Source organism: Pseudomonas saudiphocaensis (assembly GCF_000756775.1).
GTDB classification, from domain to species: Bacteria; Pseudomonadota; Gammaproteobacteria; order Pseudomonadales; family Pseudomonadaceae; genus Stutzerimonas; species Stutzerimonas saudiphocaensis.
The window spans coordinates 111,667-132,159 of record NZ_CCSF01000001.1; the positions used below are offsets into that span (position 1 = coordinate 111,667).

The following is a 20,493-nucleotide window of genomic DNA, read 5'->3' on the forward strand; positions in this document are numbered from 1 at the left end:
TTGATCCCAATGGCTGTTCAGCAGAACAAAAAATCCCGTTCCGCCCGCGATATGCGCCGTTCCCACGACGCGTTGGTGCCGAACGCCCTGTCCGTGGAAAAGAGCACCGGTGAAGTTCACCTGCGTCACCACGTTTCCCCGGAAGGTTTCTACCGTGGTCGCAAGGTGATCGACAAGGGCGCTGACGAGTAAGCCTTGTCCGCTCCGATCATCGCGATCGATGCAATGGGTGGGGACTTCGGTCCCCACTGCATTGTTCCGGCCAGTCTCGACTGTCTGGCTGAAACGCCCTCGCTGCACCTGGCCCTCGTCGGCCAAACCTCCGTCCTTGAAGAATTGATATCCCGATATGGGCGGGTGGATTCTGCACGTCTGAAAATCGTCGATGCCGATGAGGTCGTCGAGATGGACGAGCGACCGACCCAGGCGCTGCGCGGCAAGCCCCGATCGTCGATGCGTGTCGCCCTTGAGCTGGTGCGCGACGGTCATGCTCAGGCGTGCGTCAGTGCCGGCAATACTGGTGCGCTGATGGCGCTGGCCCGGCACGTGCTGAAAACCCTGCCGGGCATCGATCGGCCGGCGATGGCGACAGCCATGCCGACACGAAAGGGTTCCTGCCTGTTGCTCGACTTGGGTGCCAATGTGGATTGCACCGCCGAACAGCTTTATCAGTTCGGTGTGATGGGTTCGGTTGCGGCGCAAAGTCTGGGCGTTGCGCAGCCGCGAGTGGCACTGCTTAACGTGGGCATCGAAGCGATCAAAGGCAATCAGCAGGTCAAGGCTGCCGCTGTGCTGCTGCAGCAGGCGGTCGACCTCGACTACAGTGGTTTTATCGAGGGTGACGGGCTGTTTCGCGGCGAGGCCGATGTGGTCGTCTGTGACGGTTTTGTCGGCAATACGCTGCTCAAGTCGACCGAAGGACTGGCGCAACTGGTTTCGTCACGTGTCGAGGCATTGTGTCGTCGTTCGCTATTTTCGCGCCTGATGGGTGTGCTGGCGTTACCGTTGTTGCGTCAGCTGCGCGCCGATATGAGTCCCGCGCAATACAATGGTGCGAGCTTTCTGGGGTTGCAGGGCATCGTCGTGAAAAGCCACGGCAGCGCTGGTAGAGAGGATTTTCGTGCGGCCATCCGGCGCGCGGCGGAAGATGTTCGACACAATTTGCCGGAGCAATTGCATAGTCGACTGGAGCGTCTGCTTGCGACCGATCAGTCGACTGATGGTGGCATTGATGTGACTACAGTCGATGGCATGCCATCCAACTGAGAATTCGAAGCGCCGGCATGGCGCATTCTTTTGACGAAACACACAACAAGAGAGCTGTTTCATGTCCGCATCACTTGCATTCGTCTTCCCGGGACAGGGTTCCCAGTCCGTGGGTATGCTCGCCGAGTACGGCACTCAGGCCCTGGTGCTCGAAACCTTCGCCGAAGCCTCTTCCGCCCTGGGCTACGACCTCTGGGCGCTGGTCCAGCAAGGTCCGCAAGAGCAGCTGAATCAGACTGACAAGACCCAGCCGGCCATTCTCGCCGCGTCCATCGCGCTATGGCGCCTTTGGATTGCTGAGGGGGGCGCGCGTCCGGCGTTCGTGGCGGGTCACAGCCTCGGCGAATACAGTGCGCTGGTTGCCTCGGGTAGCCTGCCGTTTGCCGATGCGGTAAAGCTGGTCGAACTGCGTGGTCAGCTGATGCAGCAGGCAGTGCCGGCCGGTACTGGCGGCATGGCGGCCATCCTGGGTCTGGAAGATGCCGATGTGCTGGCTGCTTGTGCCGAGGCGGCGCAGGGTGAGGTGGTCAGTGCGGTCAACTTCAACGCACCAGGCCAGGTTGTGATTGCAGGCGCCGCGGCGGCGGTCGAGCGCGCTATAGAAGTCTGCAAGGCTAAGGGTGCCAAGCGTGCCATGCCGCTACCGGTCAGTGTGCCTTCACATTGCGATCTGATGCGCCCGGCGGCGGAGCGTTTCGCTGACTCGCTGCTTGCTGCGGCCTGGCAGGCTCCTGAAATTGCCCTGGTGCAGAACGTCAGTGCGGCGGTAGTCGACGATCTCGACACGCTCAAGCGCGACCTGCTGGCTCAGCTCTACAGCCCGGTGCGTTGGGTCGAAACCATCGTAGCGCTGGGTGAGCGTGGCGTGACCGATCTGGTCGAGTGCGGTCCTGGCAAGGTGCTGTCGGGCCTGAACAAGCGTTGCGTCAAGGGCATCAACACCTACAATCTTGACACCCCCGATGCCTTCGCCGCCACTCGCGGCGCGCTGGCATGAACAAGGAGAAGACTATGAATCTGCAAGGCAAGGTTGCACTGGTTACCGGTGCCAGCCGTGGTATTGGTCAGGCCGTGGCGCTCGAGCTGGGCCGCCAAGGTGCCATCGTGATCGGTACTGCGACTTCTCCTGCAGGGGCTGAGCGCATTGCTGAAACCCTTCGGGATAATGGCATCGAGGGCGCCGGCCTGGTGCTGGACGTGACTAACGACGAGTCCGTCGCCACTACTCTAGAGCACATCCAGCAGCACCTTGGGCAGCCTGCCATCCTCGTCAACAATGCCGGCATCACTCGCGACAACCTGATGCTGCGCATGAAAGATGACGAATGGAATGATGTGATCGATACCAACCTGAATAGCCTCTACCGCCTTACCAAGGGTGTTCTGCGCGGCATGACCAAGGCGCGCTGGGGGCGGATCATCAGCATTGGTTCCGTAGTGGGTGCCATGGGCAATGCGGGGCAGGTAAACTACGCCGCAGCCAAGGCGGGGCTCGAGGGTTTCAGTCGTGCGCTGGCTCGTGAAGTAGGCTCGCGCGGTATCACGGTCAATGCCGTGGCGCCGGGTTTCATTGATACCGACATGACGCGTGAGCTGCCTGAAGCTCAACGTGACGCGCTGCTGGGGCAGATCCCTCTGGGTCGTCTCGGTCAGGCGGAAGAGATTGCTAAGGTCGTCGCCTTTCTGGCTTCTGATGGTGCTGCCTATGTTACCGGGGCTACGGTTCCGGTGAATGGCGGCATGTACATGAGCTGATGCGCCGCCCAATGCATGTGTGCAGCCATAACGGCTGATATTTTTCGTTATAAAATTGCGGCAAGTTTATAGACAGAAGGTTGCAAGCTGATTCATGCTTGCCCGCTTTCAGCTTGAAATGCGGAAAACGCTTTCTATACACTACCGCGCAGACCACCAGCTGCCTGGATTTTTCCATAGGAGTGAAAACAAGGTATGAGCACCATCGAAGAACGCGTCAAGAAAATCGTTGCCGAGCAACTTGGCGTCAAGGAAGATGAAGTCACCAACAGCGCTTCCTTCGTCGAAGACCTGGGTGCCGATTCCCTTGACACCGTTGAGCTGGTGATGGCTCTGGAAGAGGAATTCGAGACCGAGATCCCGGACGAGCAAGCCGAAAAGATCACCACTGTTCAAGAAGCCATCGATTACATCAACGCCCACGCGCAGTAAGTTGTAATCCTGCTTCAAGTCAGTAGAGCCGCACTGCCTCTGAACGGGTAGTGCGGCTTTTGTTTGAAAAACAGAATAAATGCAGTGACGTAACGCGCCCACGCGAGCGATCTCTGTGAAAGATGCTCCCTTTCCGTTGTGATTGCCAACGGAGCAGCTCGGGCTAAAAGTAAACGTAAGGAGAATTACTGTGTCGCGTAGACGCGTCGTCATTACCGGTATGGGCATGTTGTCGCCGCTGGGTAACGATGTGCCAAGCAGCTGGCAGGGGATTCTCGCCGGCCGCAGTGGCATCGGCCTGTTGGACCACATGGATCTTTCCGCTTATGCCACCCGATTCGGTGGATCGATCAAGAATTTCGACGTCGAGCAATATTTGTCAGCCAAAGAGGCGCGCAAACTCGATCTCTTCATCCAGTACGGCCTGGCTGCCAGCTTTCAGGCGGTGAGCGACTCCGGGCTGGAAGTCACCGATGCCAATCGTGAGCGTATCGGTGTTGCCATGGGTTCGGGCATTGGTGGCCTGACCAATATCGAGAACAGCTGCCGATCCCTTATCGAGCAAGGGCCGCGGCGTATCTCGCCGTTTTTTGTACCGGGCTCCATTATCAATATGGTTTCGGGCTTCCTCTCGATCCATCTGGGTTTGCAAGGTCCGAACTACGCCATTGCCACGGCCTGTACCACTGGCACGCACTGCATTGGTATGGCGGCGCGCAATATCGCTTATGGCGAAGCTGACGTGATGGTTGCGGGCGGATCGGAAATGGCCGCTTGCGGGTTGGGGATCGGTGGTTTTGGCGCTGCTCGGGCACTGTCCACGCGCAACGACGACCCGACGACGGCGAGCCGGCCGTGGGACAAGGGGCGAGACGGCTTCGTCCTGTCCGATGGCGCCGGTGCGCTGGTCCTGGAGGAACTGGAGCACGCGCGCGCGCGCGGTGCCAAGATCTACGCCGAATTGATAGGTTTCGGCATGAGCGCCGATGCGTTCCACATGACCTCGCCGCCGGAAGACGGCGCAGGTGCTGCGCGCTGCATCCGTAATGCGATCCAGGATGCGCGGATCGATGCCGAGCAGGTGCATTACATCAATGCCCACGGCACCTCGACGCCAGCGGGCGACAAGGCTGAAGCGACAGCGATCAAGACGGTCTTCGGTCACCACGCCTACAACCTGTCGGTTAGCTCGACCAAATCCATGGTGGGCCACCTGTTGGGTGCCGCCGGTGCGGTCGAAGCCATCTTCAGCATTCTGGCCATTCGCGATCAGGTTGCGCCGCCGACCATCAATCTCAATGAGCCGGACGAAGGCTGCGATCTGGACTTTGTGCCGCATCAGGCCAAGCCAAGGCAGATCGACGTTGCGGTGTCCAACTCCTTCGGTTTTGGCGGCACCAACGGCTCGCTGGTATTCCGCCGGTTCGCCGAGTGACATTGACCTGGGTGGACGGGTACCCCGCTGCCGGGGTGCCCGTTCACGACCGTGGCGTCGCCTATGGCGACGGTCTGTTCGAAACCATCCGGGTGGTCGATCAACGGCCGCTATTGCTGAGCCGCCGCCTGCAACGATTGGAGGCGGGCTGTCAGCGTCTGGACATTCCTTGCCAACCTGAGCAGTTGCGCGCGCAGATCCTTGAATTCAGTGCGGCGCTTGGTGACGGCGTTGCCAAGCTGATTCTTACCCGAGGGGATGGCCAGCGTGGCTATGCACCGCCACGACCAAGCTCGCCGCGTACGCTGCTGCTGGGTTCGCCGGCGCCCGCCTATCCCCGCGAGCATGCCGAGCGGGGTGTGCAGCTATATCCCTGTGCCACGCGCCTGGCCGAGCAACCGGCCTTGGCCGGGATGAAGCATCTTAATCGCCTGGAGCAGGTTCTTGCTCGTAGTGAATGGCAGGATCCGGCCTTTGCCGAGGGGTTGATGCGCGATATGTCCGGGCGCGTCATTGAGGGCGTATACAGCAATATCTTTCTGATCAGCAAAGGCGTTCTGCAGACGCCATCCCTTGAACGCTGCGGTATCGCGGGCGTGATGCGGGCTGAAATCCTTGAACGGGCGCAGCGTGCGGGCATCGCTGTAGAGGTCTGTGATGTCAGCTTCGAGGCGCTGCTCGCGGCTGATGAGGTTTTTGTCTGCAATAGCCTTTATGGCATCTGGCCCGTGCGCCAGCTTAAGAGCCATGTCTGGCCGCTGGGTCCGCTCACACGTAAACTGCAGAATCTCATTGCCGACCTGTCGAGTGGTACGTGATTCGTAAACTGTTTTTTGCGCTGCTGGGCCTTGTGCTGCTCGCCGCGCTGTCGCTTGGCCTGGTTGCCTGGAAGCTCTACGCCGCGCTGGAGCAACCGCTGCAGCTGGATAACCTTTATACCCTTGAAGTCAAAACCGGAGATACGCCCAGTGGCCTGTTCCAGCGGCTGGAGCGTGAAAGTGTTCTGAAAGATGCTTTCTGGCTGCGTCTGTACTGGCGACTGAATCTCTCCGGTCAGAATCTGCACGGTGGGGAGTATCGGCTGCTTCCGAGCATGACGGCGAGGGATATGGTCGGGCTTTGGCAGCGTGGTGAGGTGGTCCAGCATACCCTGACCCTTGTTGAGGGCTGGAATTTCCGGCAGGTGCGTGCTGCGCTGAAAGCATCGCCGCTGATCGAGCAGACCATAAGCGAGCTGTCGGACAGCCAGGTCATGGCAGAGCTTGGTTATGCCGATCTGCATCCGGAAGGGCGCTTCTTCCCCGATACTTACAGTTTCACCCGCGGCGTGACCGATATCGAGCTGCTGCGACGGGCCTTCGCCCGTCTCGAAAGCGTGCTGGCCGAGGAGTGGGCAGGGCGCAGCGAGGGCTTGCCCTACAAGGATCCGTATCAGGCGCTGATCATGGCTTCGATCATCGAGAAGGAAACCGGCGTGCCCGAGGAACGGGGGGAGATTGCCGGCGTATTCGTGCGCCGTCTGGCTCGCGGCATGCTGCTGCAGACTGATCCGACAGTGATTTACGGCATGGGCGAGAGCTATCGCGGGCGCATTACCCGAGCCGACTTGCGCAGGCCGACGCCTTACAACACCTACACCAATGCTGGTCTGCCGCCGACGCCCATTGCCATGGTCGGGCGCGAGGCGATCCACGCAGCCCTGCATCCGCTGGAGGGCAGCAGCCTGTATTTCGTGGCGCGGGGCGATGGCAGCCACGTCTTCAGTAATACGCTGGCCGAGCATAATCGGGCGGTACGCGAATATCAGCTCAAGCGCCGCGCCGATTACCGTTCCAGTCCAGCGCCCCGGCCGGCGCCGGCTTCAAGCGAGAATGATCAGTGACAGGATGCTTTATTACCCTGGAAGGGCCTGAGGGTGCGGGCAAGAGTACCAACCGCGAGTTCCTCGCCGAGCGCCTGCGCGAGCGTGGCATCGATGTGCTGCTGACCCGCGAGCCGGGAGGCACGCCACTGGCCGAGCGTATTCGCGAGCTGCTGCTGGCCCCCAGCGATGAGCCGATGGCCAGTGATACGGAGCTGCTCCTGGTGTTCGCCGCGCGTGCGCAGCACCTCGATCAGGTAATCCGTCCGGCGATGGCGCGGGGAACGGTTGTACTGTGCGACCGCTTCACCGACGCCACCTATGCCTACCAGGGTGGTGGCCGCGGCCTGGCCAAGCAGCGTATCGAGCAACTGGAAAGCTTCGTGCAGGGCGACCTGCGTCCGGACCTGACGCTGATATTCGATCTGCCGGTCGATATCGGCCTGAGCCGAGCGGCCGCCCGTGGGCGGCTTGATCGTTTCGAGCAGGAAGGTCTGGGCTTCTTCGAAGCCGTGCGTAATGCCTATCTCGAGCGCGCTCGACAGGCGCCGACACGCTATCAGGTGATCGATGCCGGCCAGCCGCTGGCTGCGGTACAGCGCGACCTGCAGGCACTGCTGCCGCAGATCCTGGAGCGCCTCCGTGGCTGACATCCTTCCCTGGCAGTCCGGTCTGTGGCAATTACTGGCGGGGCGCGAGCAGCATGCCCATGCCTACTTGCTGCATGGTCCGGCGGGTATCGGCAAGCGGGCTCTGGCCGAGCAATTGATGGCACTGTTGCTGTGTCGGCAGCCATCCCTGGCCGGCGCCTGTGGCGACTGCAGGAGTTGTCAGCTGCTCGCCGCACAGACTCATCCCGATCATTACATCCTTGAACCGGAAGAGGCCGACAAGGCAATCCGTGTCGATCAGGTACGCCAGCTGGTCAGTTTCGTGACCCAGACCGCGCAGCTCGGCGGGCGCAAAGTGGTGCTGCTCGAACCGGCCGAGGCTATGAATCTCAACGCGGCCAATGCTCTGCTCAAAAGCCTTGAAGAGCCGGCCGGCGATACCGTGTTGCTATTGATCAGTCATCAGCCAAGTCGGCTGTTGCCGACCATCAGAAGTCGTTGCGTGCAGCAGGCTTGCCCTTTGCCGGCGCGTGAGCAGAGCCTTGACTGGATAGCTCAGCAACTTCCCGAATTGCCCAGCGAGCAACGTGAGGAGTTGCTGACGCTGGCGGCGGGCTCGCCTCTGGCTGCGTGCCGGCTGCACGAGCTGGGTGTGCTGGAAATGCGCGCGCAGGTCGTTGAGGGGATAAAGAAACTGCTCAAGCAGCAACAGTCGCCCAGCCAGCTGGCGGAAGCCTGGAACCCGCTGTCGCTGATCCTGTTGTTCGACTGGTTCTGCGAGTGGGCGCACCTGATCCTGCGTTATCAGATGAGTGGCGATGAGCAGGGGCTGGGGGCAGCCGATATGGCCAAGGTGATCCAGTATCTGGCGCAAAAAACGACACCGGCGAAGCTGCTGGCGCTACAGGACTGGCTGCTGGCCCATCGACAGAAAGTTTTGGGCAAAGCCAACCTCAACCGTGTCTTGCTTCTCGAAGCGCTGTTGGTACAGTGGGCAAATCTGCCTGGAGCGCGTTAGACTCTGACGGAATTTTTGCAAGGAATTGCTCATGAGCCTGCCTGCAAACCTGGGGCCACGTAACGGAATTTTGTCTCTGACCATCAAGGACAAATCGGTGCTCTATGCCGCCTTTATGCCGTTTATCAAGCATGGCGGACTCTTCATTCCTACCAACAAGACCTACAACCTCGGCGATGAGGTCTTTATGCTGCTTAGCCTGATGGATGAGCCAGAAAAGATCCCCGTCGCCGGCAAAGTCGTCTGGATTACCCCAAAGGGTGCCCAGGGCAACCGGGCGGCTGGTGTCGGTGTGCAGTTCAGTGAAAACGACTCCACCGCCCGCAACAAGATCGAAACCTACCTGGCCGGCGCAATGAAGTCCGACCGTCCTACGCATACGATGTAGCACTGCTTGTACCTGGCCATCCAGGCCTCAAGTCATAGCTTCCCGGCGTTGCGCTCACGGACCCGCTCCGACTTCCAGCTCCTTTCCTTCTATAATGCGCGACCTGTCCTGATTTTCTGGTTGTGTGCTCAATGCTGGTAGATTCCCACTGTCATCTCGATCGCCTTGATCTCACCGCCCACGAGGGTTCCCTCGATGCAGCGCTGGAGGCTGCGCGCCAGCGTGGTGTCGGTCACTTTCTCTGTATCGGTGTCAGCGCGGACAATGCCGCTGCGGTAAAGGCATTGGCTGAGCGTTACGCGGATGTCGATTGTTCGGTGGGCGTGCACCCGCTGGATCTGACGGCCAATAGCGAGCCGGCGCTCGACTGGCTGCTGTCCGAACTGGAGCATCCACATGCCGTAGCCATTGGCGAGACGGGGCTCGACTACCACTACGAGCCGGAAGCCGCCGAGCTGCAGCGGCGCTCGTTCCGCTTGCATCTGGACGCTGCCCGTATCTGCGGCAAGCCGGTGATCGTCCATACCCGCTCGGCTCGCGCCGATACCCTGGAGCTGTTGCGCCAGGCCGCATTGCCCCACGCCGGCGTGCTGCACTGTTTCACCGAGGATTGGGACATGGCCAAGGCGGCGCTCGACCTGGGTTACTACATCTCCTTCTCGGGTATCGTCACGTTCCGCAACGCCGATGCCCTACGCGACGTGGCGCGGCGAGTGCCTGCCGACCGTCTGCTGGTGGAAACCGACTCGCCTTATCTTGCGCCGGTTCCGCATCGGGGCAAGCCGAATCTGCCGCAATACGTACGTGAAGTGGCGCAGTTCGTGGCGCAGCTGCGTGGTGTCGACTTCGATCAGCTGAGCGAGCAAACCACCGATAATTTTCGTCGGCTGTTCCCCTTGGCTCGAGTCTGAACATAAGCACCGGTCGACAGGCGCTACGTCATGACGCGGGCTGTTCCGGCCGCTAGCCTGTACAATTCGCGCCGCTTTATTACTCCGACCGCCCGACTGGCCTGTCAGCAGAAGCTACAGGCCAGGCTATCTCATCCTGCTCGTCAGGGCAGGGCGCCATGCTTTTTAAATAGGTTGTGCCATGTCCAGTGACCCGTCACCCACCGGCTGTTTACAGCGGGGGCTCAAAAACCGGCACATTCAGCTGATCGCACTGGGTGGCGCCATCGGCACTGGGCTTTTCCTGGGTTCGGCCGGCGTCCTGCGCAGTGCCGGGCCCTCGATGATCCTCGGCTATGCCATCGGCGGGTTTATCGCCTTTCTGATCATGCGTCAGCTCGGCGAGATGATCGTTGAGGAGCCGGTCGCAGGCTCCTTCAGTCATTTTGCTCACAAATACTGGTCGCCCTTTGCCGGCTTTCTATCCGGTTGGAACTACTGGGTGCTTTATGTGCTGGTGGGCATGGCCGAGCTGACTGCGGTCGGCAAGTACGTCCAGTTCTGGTGGCCGGAAGTGCCGACCTGGGCCACGGCGGCGGCCTTTTTCATACTGATCAATCTGATCAACCTGGCCAACGTAAAAGCGTTTGGTGAGACCGAGTTCTGGTTCGCGATCATCAAGGTCGGGGCCATCATTGGCATGATCGTGCTGGGGCTTTATCTGCTGTTCAGCGGGCGGGGCGGTGAGCAGGCCAGCTTCAGCAATCTGTGGACCCACGGCGGCTTCTTTCCCAACGGCATCAGCGGGATGGTGATGGCGCTGGCGATCATCATGTTTTCCTTTGGCGGGCTGGAGTTGGTGGGCATTACTGCAGCCGAGGCGTCTGATCCAAAGACGGTGATTCCCAAAGCCGTCAACCAGGTGGTCTACCGTATCCTGATTTTCTATATCGGCGCGCTTAGCGTGCTGTTGGCGTTGTATCCCTGGGATAGCCTGCTGCAAGCCTTGGGGGCTGCGGGTGATCCGTATAGCAGCAGCCCGTTCGTACAGATATTTTCCCTGATCGGTAGCGATACGGCGGCGCATATCCTCAACTTCGTAGTGCTGACGGCGGCGCTCTCGGTCTACAACAGCGGCGTGTACTGCAACAGCCGGATGCTCTACGGGCTGGCCGAGCAGGGCGATGCGCCGCGGGCGCTGATGCGGGTGAACCGCCGTGGTGTGCCTGTACTGGGCATCGCCTTTTCCGGGGCGATGACCCTGCTATGCGTCCTGGTCAATTACCTGCTTCCACAAGACGCTCTGGTGCTGCTCATGTCGCTGGTGGTTGCGGCGCTGTTGATCAACTGGGCAATGATCAGCCTGGCGCATCTGAAGTTTCGCAAGGCAATGTTGGTTCAGGGCGTCGACCCGTTCTTCAAGTCGTTCTGGTATCCGTTCAGCAACTACCTGTGCCTGGCTTTCGTGGTGCTGATCGCGGTAATCATGCTCTGGCTGCCGAATGTTCGTACGTCGGTCATCGTAGTGCCGTTCTGGGTGCTGTTCATCTGGGGATGCTTCCGTCTGCGCTGTGCCCGTCAGCGGGCCGGGGCAAGCTGATCCTTTGGCCAGCAAAAAAAAACCCGGCTCAACGCCGGGTAAGACCATATAGGAGTTTGAGGTCACGCTCCTCGCTCCCTCAACTGGCCGTGCTTTGGGGGGGAGGGCACGCCCAGTAAGAGAAGTATTGGTCGTTATCGATGACTCTGCTGAGCATTTGCCGCCGTTTTAAAACGGATTTGGAATAGCTGTCGGGCCATTGATCGCCTACCCCGATTTCAAGCCATGAATGATCGATAATGTCTGCTCGATCACCTCGGTTGGGGTATAGAAGTGTGGTGAAAGGCGGATACCTCCACCGCGCTGCGCACAGACGATCTGCTCCGATTTAAGTCGTTCGAACAGAGCCTGATTGTCCCAGCCGTCGACGCTGAAGGTCAGAATGCCGGCGCGTCGCTGGGGCTCGGCCGGGCTCTTCAGTTCGACCCCTTGCATGGCCGATAGCTCGCCTTGCAAGTGATCGATCCGTGCGGACAGTCCCTGGGCGACCTTTTCCATGCCCACCTCTTCCAATAATGAAAGGCTCGCTTCCAGCGCCATGGCTGCGAGCATGTTCGGGCTGCCGCATTCGAAGCGACGCGCGCTACGGGCCGGTTGCCAGTCTTCGCGGTCATAGTCGCCCGCGTGCTCCAGCATGTGCCAGCCGTACTCATGCAGTTTCAGCTGGGGGCGAAGATCGCTGCGGCAATAGAACACGCCTAGGCCCTCGGGGCCCAACAGCCATTTGTGCCCATCGCCCATGGCAAAGGCGCAACGGTTCTCACGCACATCGAAGGGCAGGGCACCGAGCTGCTGGATCGCATCAATGCACAGCAATACGCTGCGTTGCTCGCAGCCTTCGCCGAGTCGTGGCAGATCCAGACGCAGGCCGCTGGCGTACTGCACGGCGCTGATGGACATCAGGCGTACCCGCGGCCCGCAGGCGGCCAGCAGCGCAGCTTCCGGATCGGCACCCTTGAGACTGACGCGTATCACCTCGACCCCCTGGGGTTGCAGAGCTTCCCATACCACCCGGTTTGACGGGAATTCCTCGTCGCTGATAACGATCTGGTCGCCAGCTCTCCAGTCCAGGCCGAAGGCTACGAACGACAGCGCTTCGGAGGTGTTCTTCACCAAGGCAATGTCGGCCGTGGTCGGTGCATTCAGCAGTCGGGCCAGTCGCCCGCGCAAACTGGTCTCGACTTTCAGCCACTGAGGATAGTCCCGGGCGCCAAGGGTCAAGTTCTCCTGGGCGAAGCGCGTAACGGCTTCGCTTGCACGACGTGGCCAAGGCGCGACTGCAGCGTGATTTAGGTAACGAAGGCCTTCGATTTGAGGAAATTCGTCATTCAATGTTCTCATCGGTGTTGTTCCGTGCATTTTCTGACTGGATAGGCATAATGTTCTGCCTAGACTTTTGACGTTACACCCTCTTATGCAAATTGAACCGCGCAAGGTCCGTGAATTCCGCCGCCGCGAGCAAGAGATTCTTGACATCGCCCTCCAGCTCTTTCTGGAGCAGGGCGAAGACAGCGTTACCGTCGAGATGATCGCCGACAAGGTCGGGATCGGCAAAGGCACCATCTACAAGCACTTCAAATCCAAGGCCGAGATCTATCTGCGGCTGATGCTCGACTACGAGCGCGACCTCAACGAACTGCTGCATTCGCCGAGCCTGGACCAGGACAAGGAAGCGTTGTCGCGCGCCTACTTCGAGTTTCGCATGGGCGATCCGCAGCGCTATCGGCTGTTCGATCGCCTTGAGGAAAAGGTGGTCAAGGGTAATCAGGAGCCCGAGATGATCGGGGAACTGCACCGTATCCGTGCCTCGAACTTCGAGCACCTGACCCAGCTGATCAAGGGGCGAATCGCCGAAGGCAAACTGGAAGACGTGCCGCCCTACTTCCATTACTGCGCTGCCTGGGCGCTGGTGCATGGGGCCGTAGCGCTGTACCACTCGCCGTTCTGGAGCAATGTGCTGGAGGATCAGGAAGGCTTCTTCCAGTTCCTGATGGATATAGGCGTGCGGATGGGCAACAAGCGCAAGCGCGACTAGCGGGCTGACAGAGCCAGATGGCGCGGTTGCTGCATTGCCCGGGCCTGTCGTCGGAATTCCGACGTCTCTACAGGAGGCGGTGACATGCGATTGTTGGGCGTTGTACTGGCGATGCTGGTGCTAAGTGGCTGTATGAAAATCAGCGACATGGCCGAGGGCACGCGTTATCACCTGCGCGACGCGGGCATTCTTGATCACAGTGAAACGCGCCGTTCAGCCTCATGGCGGTTGCAGCCCGATTCTTTCATCTATATTGCCCAGGGCCACTTCGTCCCGCCGGGGGATGCCTACCCGCGGCCAAACGTGGTCGCCGAGGAAGCTTTCAAGGGCTTCGTCGAATATTTTCCTATGGTCCGCCGTTCAGCCCAGCCGCTCGGGCTTGAAGAGGCGATGGCACAGGCGACCGCCGTCGGTGCCCACTATCTGCTGTACATGCGCTTTGCCGCAGCGGACGATCGCATTGGCAGCTTCGATGAACTGAATGACCAGCGTGCCCTGGATCGCCTGGGCGTGGATAGCAGCGTGGTGCAGCTGATGCTGGTCGAGACGGGCACCCGCTATCTGGTGGACACGGCTCGGATCCGCAGCCGAGGCGGGGTGTTGGGCTTGTACGATAATCAGCCTGAAGAGTTGCTAGGGCCGCCGCTGCGCGACTATGCACGGCGTTTGCTGGGTACTGCACGCTGAGGACTTCCAATGACAGATTCGGACAAAGCTGCAAACCTGCTGGGGCAGATTCCCAAAAGCGGTAAAAAGGGACCAGCCCCGGTGCACTTGTGGAACCCGCCATTCTGCGGCGATCTGGACATGCGCATCGCCCGCGATGGGCGCTGGTATTACATGGGTACGCCCATTGGCCGGCCGGCCATGGTGCAGCTGTTTTCAAGCGTGATACGCCGTGATGGCGACGATTATTTCCTGGTGACGCCCGTCGAGAAGGTCGGTATTCAGGTCGAGGATGCCCCCTTTGTGGCGGTTCGACTGGAAGTCGAGGGGCAGGGCGAGGGGCAGCTGCTGCGCTTTGTGACCAACGTCGAGGACGAGGTCGAAGCTGGGCCTGAGCATCCGCTGCGTTTCGAGATCGATCCGCAGACCCAGGAACCGGCGCCCTATGTACACGTGCGCGCCAATCTGGATGCGCTGATCCACCGCAATGTGTTCTATCAGCTGGTGGACTTGGCGGTGCCTTGCCAGATCAATGATGAAGATTGGCTGGGCGTCTGGAGTGGCGGTAAGTTCTTTCCGATAGGACGCCAATAACCCTTCGGTGTCCGGCCCAAGCGGTGGCCGAGACCAAAGCGCGGCAAAAAAGAAAGGCTCCCGAAGGAGCCTTTTTTCTGTCTTACATGTTGGGGTAGTTGGGGCCACCGGCGCCTTCCGGCGCTACCCAGGTGATGTTCTGGGCAGGGTCCTTGATATCGCAGGTTTTGCAATGCACGCAGTTCTGCGCGTTGATCTGGAAGCGCTTGCTGCCGTCGTCGTTGGTCACCACCTCGTAGACGCCTGCCGGGCAGTAGCGCTGCGCCGGTTCATCGTACATCGGCAGGTTCTTGTCGATCGGGATGCTCGGGTCAGTCAGCTTGAGGTGAACCGGCTGCTCTTCCTCGTGGTTGGTATTGGAGAGGAATACCGAGCTCAACTTGTCGAAGCTGAGCTTGCCGTCCGGTTTCGGGTAGTCGATCTTCTTCGCTTCGTCGGCCAGCTTCAGGCAGGCGTAATCCGGCTTGGTGTCGTGCAGCGTGAAGGGGATCTTGCCGCCGAAGATGTTCTGGTCGATGAAGTTGAATGCGCCGCCCTTGACTGCGCCCCACTTGTGGATCGCAGCGCCGAAGTTGCGGCTCTTGTACAGCTCGTCGTACAGCCAGCTGTTCTTGAAGCCTTCTTCATAAGCGCTCAGCTCGTCACCGCCCTCGTTGCCTGCCAGCAGTGCATCGGCGACGGCTTCGGCGGCCAGCATGCCGGACTTCATTGCCGTGTGGCTGCCCTTGATCTTGGCGAAGTTCAGGGTGCCGGCGTCGCAGCCGATCAGCGCGCCGCCCTTGAATACCATCTTCGGCAGGGAATTCAGGCCACCCTTGGCAATGGCACGGGCACCGTAGGACACGCGCTTGCCGCCTTCCAGATACTGCTTGATCACCGGGTGGTGCTTATAGCGCTGGAACTCGTCGAACGGCGACAGGTGCGGGTTGCTGTAGGACAGGTCGACGATCAGTCCCACTACGACCTGGTTGTTCTCCAGGTGATAGAGGAAGGAGCCGCCGGGGTTCTCGTCGTCCAGCGGCCAGCCGGCGGTGTGCACCACCAGGCCCTGCTCATGCTTGGCCGGATCGATGTCCCAGAGTTCCTTGATACCGATACCGTAGTGCTGCGGATCGACGTTGGCGTTGAGCTGGTAGCGGCTGATCAGCTGCTTGCCGATGTGCCCGCGGCAGCCTTCGGCGAACAGGGTGTACTTGGCACGCAGCTCCATGCCCGGGGTGTACATGCCTTCTTTGGGATTGCCCTCGCGGTCGACACCCAGATCGCCGGTCAGGATGCCCTTCACCACGCCTTGTTCGTCGATGAGTGCTTCCTGGGCGGCAAAGCCAGGGTAAATCTCGACGCCCAGGTTTTCAGCCTGTTGCGCCAGCCAGCGGCACAGGTTGCCGAGGGAAATAACGTAGTTGCCCTCGTTGTGCATGGTCTTGGGAACGAATGCATTGGGCAGCTTGCTGGCCGATTCCGCGCTCTTGAGCAGGTAGATGTCGTCGCGTTTGACCGGGGTGTTCAGCGGCGCCTCAAGTTCCTTCCAGTTGGGGAACAGTTCATTGAGTGCACGCGGCTCGAACACCGCACCGGATAGAATGTGGGCGCCAACCTCGGAGCCCTTCTCGACGACGCAGACGCTGATCTCCTGGCCAGCGTCGGCAGCTTTCTGTTTCAGCCGGCAGGCAGCGGACAGGCCCGCGGGGCCGGCACCGACGATAACGACGTCGAATTCCATGTATTCGCGTTCCATTGGCTTTCTCCTACTCAGGCTGATTGTTCTATATAGAGGATGGAAGGGGCTTTACTGGTTACCTGACCCCGCCGGGCAGGCATTATATATAGCCACCCGGACGGGTCCAATACAAACGTTTGTTTGAATTTTTCCGAACCCTGTTTAGAATCGACCGGCCGTACCTGTGACGGGCTGTATGTTTTGTTGACCGGCCCAATGCCCAGCGTTCAAGATACGGGCAGTTTTGCACTCGCCGAACAGGCTGGCGGCCATGATTGCAGCCTGAATCACGAATCGATTTCGGTTCGCCTCGGCGGAATCCCCATCACCGGAGAGTAAGAGGAATCCATGAAGATTCTCGTAGCTGTCAAACGAGTGGTCGATTACAACGTCAAGGTTCGCGTCAAGGCGGACAACTCCGGCGTTGACCTCGCCAACGTCAAGATGTCGATGAACCCCTTCTGCGAAATCGCCGTGGAAGAAGCCGTACGCCTGAAAGAGAAAGGCGTGGCGAGCGAAATCGTTGTCGTCACCATCGGCCCGACCGCGGCTCAAGAGCAGCTGCGTACCGCGCTGGCGCTGGGTGCTGACCGAGCGATCCTGATCGAATCCGGCGAAGAGCTGAATTCCCTGGCGGTGGCCAAGCTGCTCAAGGCGGTGGTCGACAAGGAGCAGCCGCAACTGGTCATCCTTGGCAAGCAGGCCATCGACAGCGACAACAACCAGACCGGCCAGATGCTTGGTGCACTGACTGGCTATGCCCAGGGCACCTTCGCCTCCAAGGTGGAAGTGGCCGGCGACAAGGTCAACGTCACCCGTGAAATCGATGGCGGTCTGCAGACCGTAGCGCTGAACCTTCCAGCGATCGTTACCACTGACCTGCGCCTGAACGAGCCGCGCTATGCGTCGCTGCCGAACATCATGAAGGCCAAGAAGAAGCCGCTGGAAACCCTGACGCCAGACGCGCTGGGTGTTACCACCACATCTACCTTGAAGACCCTCAAGGTCGAGGCGCCGGCTGCACGTAGCGCCGGTATCAAGGTCAAGTCCGTGGCTGAACTGGTCGAGAAACTGAAGAACGAGGCGAAGGTAATCTAAATGACTATCCTGGTTATCGCTGAACACAACAACGCCGTTCTGGCTGCTGCAACGCTCAATACAGTGGCAGCTGCCAAGGCTATCGGCGGCGACATTCATGTGCTGGTGGCTGGCAGCGGTTGCGCGGCCATCGGTGAAGCGGCTGCCAAGATCGAAGGCGTATCCAAGGTTCTGGTCGCCGATGATGCTGCCTACGCCAATCAGCTGCCGGAAAGCGTCGCGCCCCTGATCGCCGGTCTGGCAAGCAACTACAGCCACGTTCTGGCTGCGGCGACCACCAACGGCAAAAACTTCCTGCCGCGCGTGGCCGCTCAGCTGGACGTCGATCAGATCTCCGAGATCGTTTCGGTCGAAAGCCCTGATACCTTCAAGCGTCCGATCTACGCTGGTAACGCCATCGCCACCGTGCAGTCCTCGGCGGCTATCAAGGTCATCACCGTACGTGCCACCGGGTTCGATCCGGTCAATGCCGAAGGCGGTTCCGCTACCGTTGAACAGGTATCCGCTACCGGTGATGCGGGCATTTCTTCGTTCGTCGGCGAAGAGCTGGCCAAGTCCGACCGTCCTGAGCTTACTGCCGCCAAGGTTGTTATCTCCGGTGGCCGTGGCATGGGCAACGGCGACAACTTCAAGCACCTGTACTCGCTGGCCGATAAGCTCGGCGCTGCAGTGGGCGCCTCCCGCGCGGCAGTGGATGCCGGCTTCGTGCCCAACGACATGCAGGTCGGCCAGACCGGCAAGATCGTCGCGCCGCAGCTGTATATCGCGGTCGGCATCTCCGGCGCCATCCAGCACCTGGCGGGCATGAAAGACTCCAAGGTGATCGTCGCGATCAACAAGGACGAAGACGCACCGATCTTCCAGGTGGCTGACTACGGCCTGGTAGGCGATCTGTTCGAGATCGTGCCGGAGCTGGAAAAGCTCGTCTGAGCCCCTAATGTGCTGAAGAAAAAACCCGCTCGCGTAGCGGGTTTTTCTTGGGCGCTCGGTTGCAATGCTAAGATCGCCGCCTGGCTTCATTGGCCTGCTATTGATGACGAGGCTTTCCATGCGTGGTGCGTTGCTGCTGAAAATCACTCTGATCGTGTTGTCTCTGGCGGCTCCGCTGGCTGCCAGCGCGGCAGCAGGGAAATGCGAGCGCCTGATTGCCACCGGCGGCGCAGATAATCCGCCGTTTCTTTGGCGTGATCCGCAGAATCCCAAGAGGTTGATCGGCGCCAATGCCGATCTGCTGCAGAAAATCACCGATTCACTCGAGCTCAAGCTTGAGGTTCTGTACGCCGGCGACTCCGGCAAGGCCTACGACGAAGTCCGTAGTGGCCGGATGGACCTTTTGATCGATGCCTCGGTGAGCTCGCAGTCGCTGCAGCAGATGGACATCGTCCACCCGCCCATTGCCTCTCGCCAATGGGTTGCCTGGGTTCGTCCTGAGCCAGGCTTTCTCTACGCCAGCCGTGAGGACCTGCACGAGCGCTCTGGAGTCCTTGGGAGAGAGACAAAATTTCGGGGTGATTTCGAGGCGTACGCCAAGAAGAATCTCCGTATACGCTCGCTGCCGGGTCTGGCCGAAGCCGTCCAGCAGCTGCAGGCGGGGAAGGTCGACTATGTATTGCACGAGCGCTACAACGCCGTGGCGCAGCTGAGTGCGCTGGGCGTTCTCGACACGGTGCAGCGGCTGGAGCCGCCGGTGGTCGAGCAGGGGATGCATTTTGCGGTGTCCCACGACTCGGCCTGCAACAGCCCCTGGCTGCGCGGACAGCTGGCGGTGAAAATGACAGAATTGCGCGCTGCCGGCATCGTAGAGCAATTGCTGGCGGAGAATCTCGAGCGCTGGAAACAGCAGTTGGCTGAATCGAAACCTTAATCTGATCGGGAGCACGTGTTTGCGAACATCCTTTTCCTGCGCCTTCCTGTCGTTGGCCATGCTTGCCGGGTGCGCCAGTGATCCGGCGCCCTACGAACAGCTGAAAATTACCGAGCAGGCCGTAGCTCAGGCACATGCGAGTGGTGTTGCGCCGCAAGCTTCGGATCTGCGCATGGCTGAAGCAAAACTCGCCAAAGCCCAGGTTGCTATGCAGAAGAAAGACTACCGCGAGGCACGCTTGCTGGCCGAGGAGGCCGAGCTGGACGCGCGTTTGGCCGAGGCCCGGGTGTTGAACGAGAAGAGCCAGCTTCAGCTGTCGGAGCTGAACCGGCGCATCGCTCAACTGCGTGAGCAGCTGGGAGCTTTGCAATGAACAGGTCTGTCATCGCCGGGTTGCTGGTGCTGGGCTTGCTGCAGGGGTGTGTGGGCTCCGAAGTGAAGCAGGCGCTGGATGATGCAGAGCTGGCCTACCAGGCCGTTAGCAAAGATCCTCAAGTGTTCGCAGATGCACCCAAGGACGTGCGACGTGCCGAAGAATCGCTGGAGCGTGCCAAACGCTTTGCCGGTTATTGGGGTGGCGCCGAGGATGCCCGGCATTATGCCTACCTGAGTCTGCGCTATAGCCAGATTGCCAGTCAGCACGGCGAGCAGCTGCAGAACGAGCGACGGGCTACCCACTTAGAAATGGAACACGAACGACTGCGCCGGACCCTGCAGCAGGCGCGCTTGCTGGACAGGCGTCAGCAGAGCCAGTGGCTGGAGGAGCAGATGGACGGCCTCGCCGCTGCCGAAACCGGGCGCGGGCTGGTGATGACCTTGGGTGATGTACTGTTCAAGCCCGCCAGTGCCGAATTGGGCGAAGCGGCTAATCAGCGGCTGCTCAAGCTGGCGCATTTTCTCCAGCTCAATCCTACGCGCAGGGTGCGCATTGAAGGCTATACGGACAACCGTGGCAGCGCAGCGGAAAACCTGGCGCTGTCGCACTCCCGCGCCCAGGTGGTCGCCAATTTCCTGGAGGAGCTGGGTGTGGAGGCTCGTCGGATGGAGGTAGCGGGTTACGGTGAGGCCTTCCACATCAGCGAGAATGCGTCAGCGCGTGGCCGTGCACTGAACCGCCGGGTCGAGATCGTCTTTTCCGATGCCGAAGGGCGGCTGGGCAACCCGCGCGAGTAATAACTGCGGCCCGTGTCGCTCACTGTGTCGCCGAGTTAATCCGAAACTGTACCGGTCATGATTGCTATCGCTGTACTACTGTTACGG

Annotated in this window: 23 protein-coding genes; 21 read left to right on the top strand and 2 right to left on the bottom strand. The window is 60.2% G+C overall.

The window, feature by feature from the left end; translation table 11 throughout:
* Positions 1–9: 9 nt before the first annotated feature.
* The 13 genes from rpmF to BN1079_RS00615 all read left to right on the top strand — a co-directional run bounded on the left by rpmF (position 10) and on the right by BN1079_RS00615 (position 11,256).
* Positions 10–192 carry a 50S ribosomal protein L32 gene (gene rpmF, locus BN1079_RS00555; protein WP_037021568.1) on the top strand — a complete coding sequence of 61 codons (183 nt, stop codon included), beginning with the start codon at positions 10–12 and terminating at the stop codon, positions 190–192.
* 3 nt (positions 193–195) lie between these two features.
* Positions 196–1,266 (top strand): phosphate acyltransferase PlsX, encoded by a 1,071-nt coding sequence (plsX, locus tag BN1079_RS00560; protein ID WP_037021569.1) that lies wholly within the window; start codon positions 196–198, stop codon positions 1,264–1,266.
* A 61-nt stretch (positions 1,267–1,327) separates the two neighbouring features.
* On the top strand, positions 1,328–2,263 hold the full coding sequence (gene fabD, locus BN1079_RS00565) for an ACP S-malonyltransferase (protein ID WP_037021570.1): 936 nt from the start codon (positions 1,328–1,330) through the stop codon (positions 2,261–2,263).
* 14 nt (positions 2,264–2,277) lie between these two features.
* The gene (fabG, locus tag BN1079_RS00570; RefSeq protein ID WP_037021571.1) at positions 2,278–3,021 is read left to right on the top strand and encodes a 3-oxoacyl-ACP reductase FabG; all 744 of its coding nucleotides are present in this window, start codon (positions 2,278–2,280) and stop codon (positions 3,019–3,021) included.
* 195 nt (positions 3,022–3,216) lie between these two features.
* Entirely contained in the window at positions 3,217–3,453 is a 237-nt protein-coding gene (acpP, locus tag BN1079_RS00575) for an acyl carrier protein (RefSeq protein WP_016493661.1), read from the top strand.
* 190 nt (positions 3,454–3,643) lie between these two features.
* Complete coding sequence (gene fabF, locus BN1079_RS00580) at positions 3,644–4,888, top strand: beta-ketoacyl-ACP synthase II (RefSeq protein ID WP_037021572.1); 1,245 nt, start codon at positions 3,644–3,646, stop codon at positions 4,886–4,888.
* A gap of 2 nt (positions 4,889–4,890) precedes the next feature.
* Positions 4,891–5,706: an aminodeoxychorismate lyase gene (gene pabC / locus BN1079_RS00585; RefSeq protein ID WP_037021573.1), complete on the top strand. Its 816-nt coding sequence runs from the start codon at positions 4,891–4,893 to the stop codon at positions 5,704–5,706.
* Entirely contained in the window at positions 5,703–6,770 is a 1,068-nt protein-coding gene (gene mltG / locus BN1079_RS00590) for an endolytic transglycosylase MltG (protein WP_037021574.1), read from the top strand. The genes pabC and mltG overlap by 4 nt, the downstream gene beginning before the upstream one ends.
* The gene (gene tmk / locus BN1079_RS00595) at positions 6,767–7,399 is read left to right on the top strand and encodes a dTMP kinase (protein ID WP_037021575.1); all 633 of its coding nucleotides are present in this window, start codon (positions 6,767–6,769) and stop codon (positions 7,397–7,399) included. Before mltG ends, tmk begins: the two co-directional genes overlap by 4 nt.
* Positions 7,392–8,378 (top strand): DNA polymerase III subunit delta', encoded by a 987-nt coding sequence (locus tag BN1079_RS00600; protein ID WP_037021577.1) that lies wholly within the window; start codon positions 7,392–7,394, stop codon positions 8,376–8,378. Before tmk ends, BN1079_RS00600 begins: the two co-directional genes overlap by 8 nt.
* A gap of 31 nt (positions 8,379–8,409) precedes the next feature.
* On the top strand, positions 8,410–8,766 hold the full coding sequence (locus BN1079_RS00605; RefSeq protein ID WP_037021579.1) for a PilZ domain-containing protein: 357 nt from the start codon (positions 8,410–8,412) through the stop codon (positions 8,764–8,766).
* 131 nt (positions 8,767–8,897) lie between these two features.
* Complete coding sequence (locus tag BN1079_RS00610) at positions 8,898–9,677, top strand: TatD family hydrolase (RefSeq protein ID WP_037021581.1); 780 nt, start codon at positions 8,898–8,900, stop codon at positions 9,675–9,677.
* A 181-nt stretch (positions 9,678–9,858) separates the two neighbouring features.
* A complete protein-coding gene (locus BN1079_RS00615) occupies positions 9,859–11,256 on the top strand; it encodes an amino acid permease (RefSeq protein WP_037021582.1) in 1,398 nt (465 codons plus the stop codon).
* Between the two features lie 207 nt (positions 11,257–11,463).
* Here BN1079_RS00615 and BN1079_RS00620 read toward each other — a convergent pair whose 3' ends face one another.
* Positions 11,464–12,597 carry an aminotransferase class V-fold PLP-dependent enzyme gene (locus tag BN1079_RS00620; protein WP_037021583.1) on the bottom strand — a complete coding sequence of 378 codons (1,134 nt, stop codon included), beginning with the start codon at positions 12,595–12,597 and terminating at the stop codon, positions 11,464–11,466.
* Positions 12,598–12,670: 73 nt separating this feature from the next.
* Here BN1079_RS00620 and BN1079_RS00625 point away from each other — a divergent pair, with 73 nt between their 5' ends.
* The 3 genes from BN1079_RS00625 (at position 12,671) to BN1079_RS00635 (ending at position 14,551) form a co-directional block, all read left to right on the top strand.
* The gene (locus BN1079_RS00625; protein ID WP_037021584.1) at positions 12,671–13,291 is read left to right on the top strand and encodes a TetR/AcrR family transcriptional regulator; all 621 of its coding nucleotides are present in this window, start codon (positions 12,671–12,673) and stop codon (positions 13,289–13,291) included.
* Between the two features lie 84 nt (positions 13,292–13,375).
* Entirely contained in the window at positions 13,376–13,978 is a 603-nt protein-coding gene (locus BN1079_RS00630; RefSeq protein WP_037021585.1) for a DUF4823 domain-containing protein, read from the top strand.
* Between the two features lie 9 nt (positions 13,979–13,987).
* Positions 13,988–14,551: a DUF1285 domain-containing protein gene (locus BN1079_RS00635; RefSeq protein ID WP_037021586.1), complete on the top strand. Its 564-nt coding sequence runs from the start codon at positions 13,988–13,990 to the stop codon at positions 14,549–14,551.
* An 82-nt stretch (positions 14,552–14,633) separates the two neighbouring features.
* On the opposite strand, the gene BN1079_RS00640 is transcribed toward BN1079_RS00635, so the two are convergent.
* Positions 14,634–16,289 (bottom strand): electron transfer flavoprotein-ubiquinone oxidoreductase, encoded by a 1,656-nt coding sequence (locus BN1079_RS00640; protein WP_037021587.1) that lies wholly within the window; start codon positions 16,287–16,289, stop codon positions 14,634–14,636.
* Between the two features lie 330 nt (positions 16,290–16,619).
* Between BN1079_RS00640 and BN1079_RS00645 the strand changes: the two genes are divergently transcribed.
* The 5 genes from BN1079_RS00645 to BN1079_RS00665 all read left to right on the top strand — a co-directional run bounded on the left by BN1079_RS00645 (position 16,620) and on the right by BN1079_RS00665 (position 20,406).
* Complete coding sequence (locus BN1079_RS00645) at positions 16,620–17,369, top strand: electron transfer flavoprotein subunit beta/FixA family protein (protein WP_037021588.1); 750 nt, start codon at positions 16,620–16,622, stop codon at positions 17,367–17,369.
* Positions 17,370–18,299, top strand: a complete 930-nt coding sequence (locus tag BN1079_RS00650) for an electron transfer flavoprotein subunit alpha/FixB family protein (RefSeq protein WP_037021589.1) — start codon at positions 17,370–17,372, stop codon at positions 18,297–18,299.
* Between the two features lie 118 nt (positions 18,300–18,417).
* Positions 18,418–19,233, top strand: coding sequence for a substrate-binding periplasmic protein (locus BN1079_RS00655; protein ID WP_037021590.1), 816 nt, complete (start codon positions 18,418–18,420; stop codon positions 19,231–19,233).
* Between the two features lie 19 nt (positions 19,234–19,252).
* Positions 19,253–19,606 carry a DUF4398 domain-containing protein gene (locus BN1079_RS00660; protein WP_037021591.1) on the top strand — a complete coding sequence of 118 codons (354 nt, stop codon included), beginning with the start codon at positions 19,253–19,255 and terminating at the stop codon, positions 19,604–19,606.
* Positions 19,603–20,406, top strand: a complete 804-nt coding sequence (locus BN1079_RS00665) for an OmpA family protein (protein WP_037021592.1) — start codon at positions 19,603–19,605, stop codon at positions 20,404–20,406. The genes BN1079_RS00660 and BN1079_RS00665 overlap by 4 nt, the downstream gene beginning before the upstream one ends.
* The last annotated feature ends 87 nt before the right edge of the window (positions 20,407–20,493 follow it).

Bases quoted from the DNA above. Each gene is read 5' to 3' on its own strand.
- BN1079_RS00645 (WP_037021588.1), top strand. From the start codon at position 16,620: ATGAAGATTCTCGTAGCTGTCAAACGAGTGGTCGATTACAACGTCAAG.
- fabG (WP_037021571.1), top strand. From the start codon at position 2,278: ATGAATCTGCAAGGCAAGGTTGCACTGGTTACCGGTGCCAGCCGTGGT.
- BN1079_RS00630 (WP_037021585.1), top strand. From the start codon at position 13,376: ATGCGATTGTTGGGCGTTGTACTGGCGATGCTGGTGCTAAGTGGCTGT.
- BN1079_RS00635 (WP_037021586.1), top strand. From the start codon at position 13,988: ATGACAGATTCGGACAAAGCTGCAAACCTGCTGGGGCAGATTCCCAAA.
- BN1079_RS00625 (WP_037021584.1), top strand. From the start codon at position 12,671: ATGCAAATTGAACCGCGCAAGGTCCGTGAATTCCGCCGCCGCGAGCAA.
- rpmF (WP_037021568.1), top strand. From the start codon at position 10: ATGGCTGTTCAGCAGAACAAAAAATCCCGTTCCGCCCGCGATATGCGC.
- BN1079_RS00640 (WP_037021587.1), bottom strand. From the start codon at position 16,289: ATGGAACGCGAATACATGGAATTCGACGTCGTTATCGTCGGTGCCGGC.
- BN1079_RS00655 (WP_037021590.1), top strand. From the start codon at position 18,418: ATGCGTGGTGCGTTGCTGCTGAAAATCACTCTGATCGTGTTGTCTCTG.
- BN1079_RS00620 (WP_037021583.1), bottom strand. From the start codon at position 12,597: ATGAGAACATTGAATGACGAATTTCCTCAAATCGAAGGCCTTCGTTAC.
- acpP (WP_016493661.1), top strand. From the start codon at position 3,217: ATGAGCACCATCGAAGAACGCGTCAAGAAAATCGTTGCCGAGCAACTT.
- BN1079_RS00610 (WP_037021581.1), top strand. From the start codon at position 8,898: ATGCTGGTAGATTCCCACTGTCATCTCGATCGCCTTGATCTCACCGCC.
- BN1079_RS00605 (WP_037021579.1), top strand. From the start codon at position 8,410: ATGAGCCTGCCTGCAAACCTGGGGCCACGTAACGGAATTTTGTCTCTG.
- BN1079_RS00665 (WP_037021592.1), top strand. From the start codon at position 19,603: ATGAACAGGTCTGTCATCGCCGGGTTGCTGGTGCTGGGCTTGCTGCAG.
- fabD (WP_037021570.1), top strand. From the start codon at position 1,328: ATGTCCGCATCACTTGCATTCGTCTTCCCGGGACAGGGTTCCCAGTCC.
- BN1079_RS00615 (WP_037021582.1), top strand. From the start codon at position 9,859: ATGTCCAGTGACCCGTCACCCACCGGCTGTTTACAGCGGGGGCTCAAA.
- BN1079_RS00650 (WP_037021589.1), top strand. From the start codon at position 17,370: ATGACTATCCTGGTTATCGCTGAACACAACAACGCCGTTCTGGCTGCT.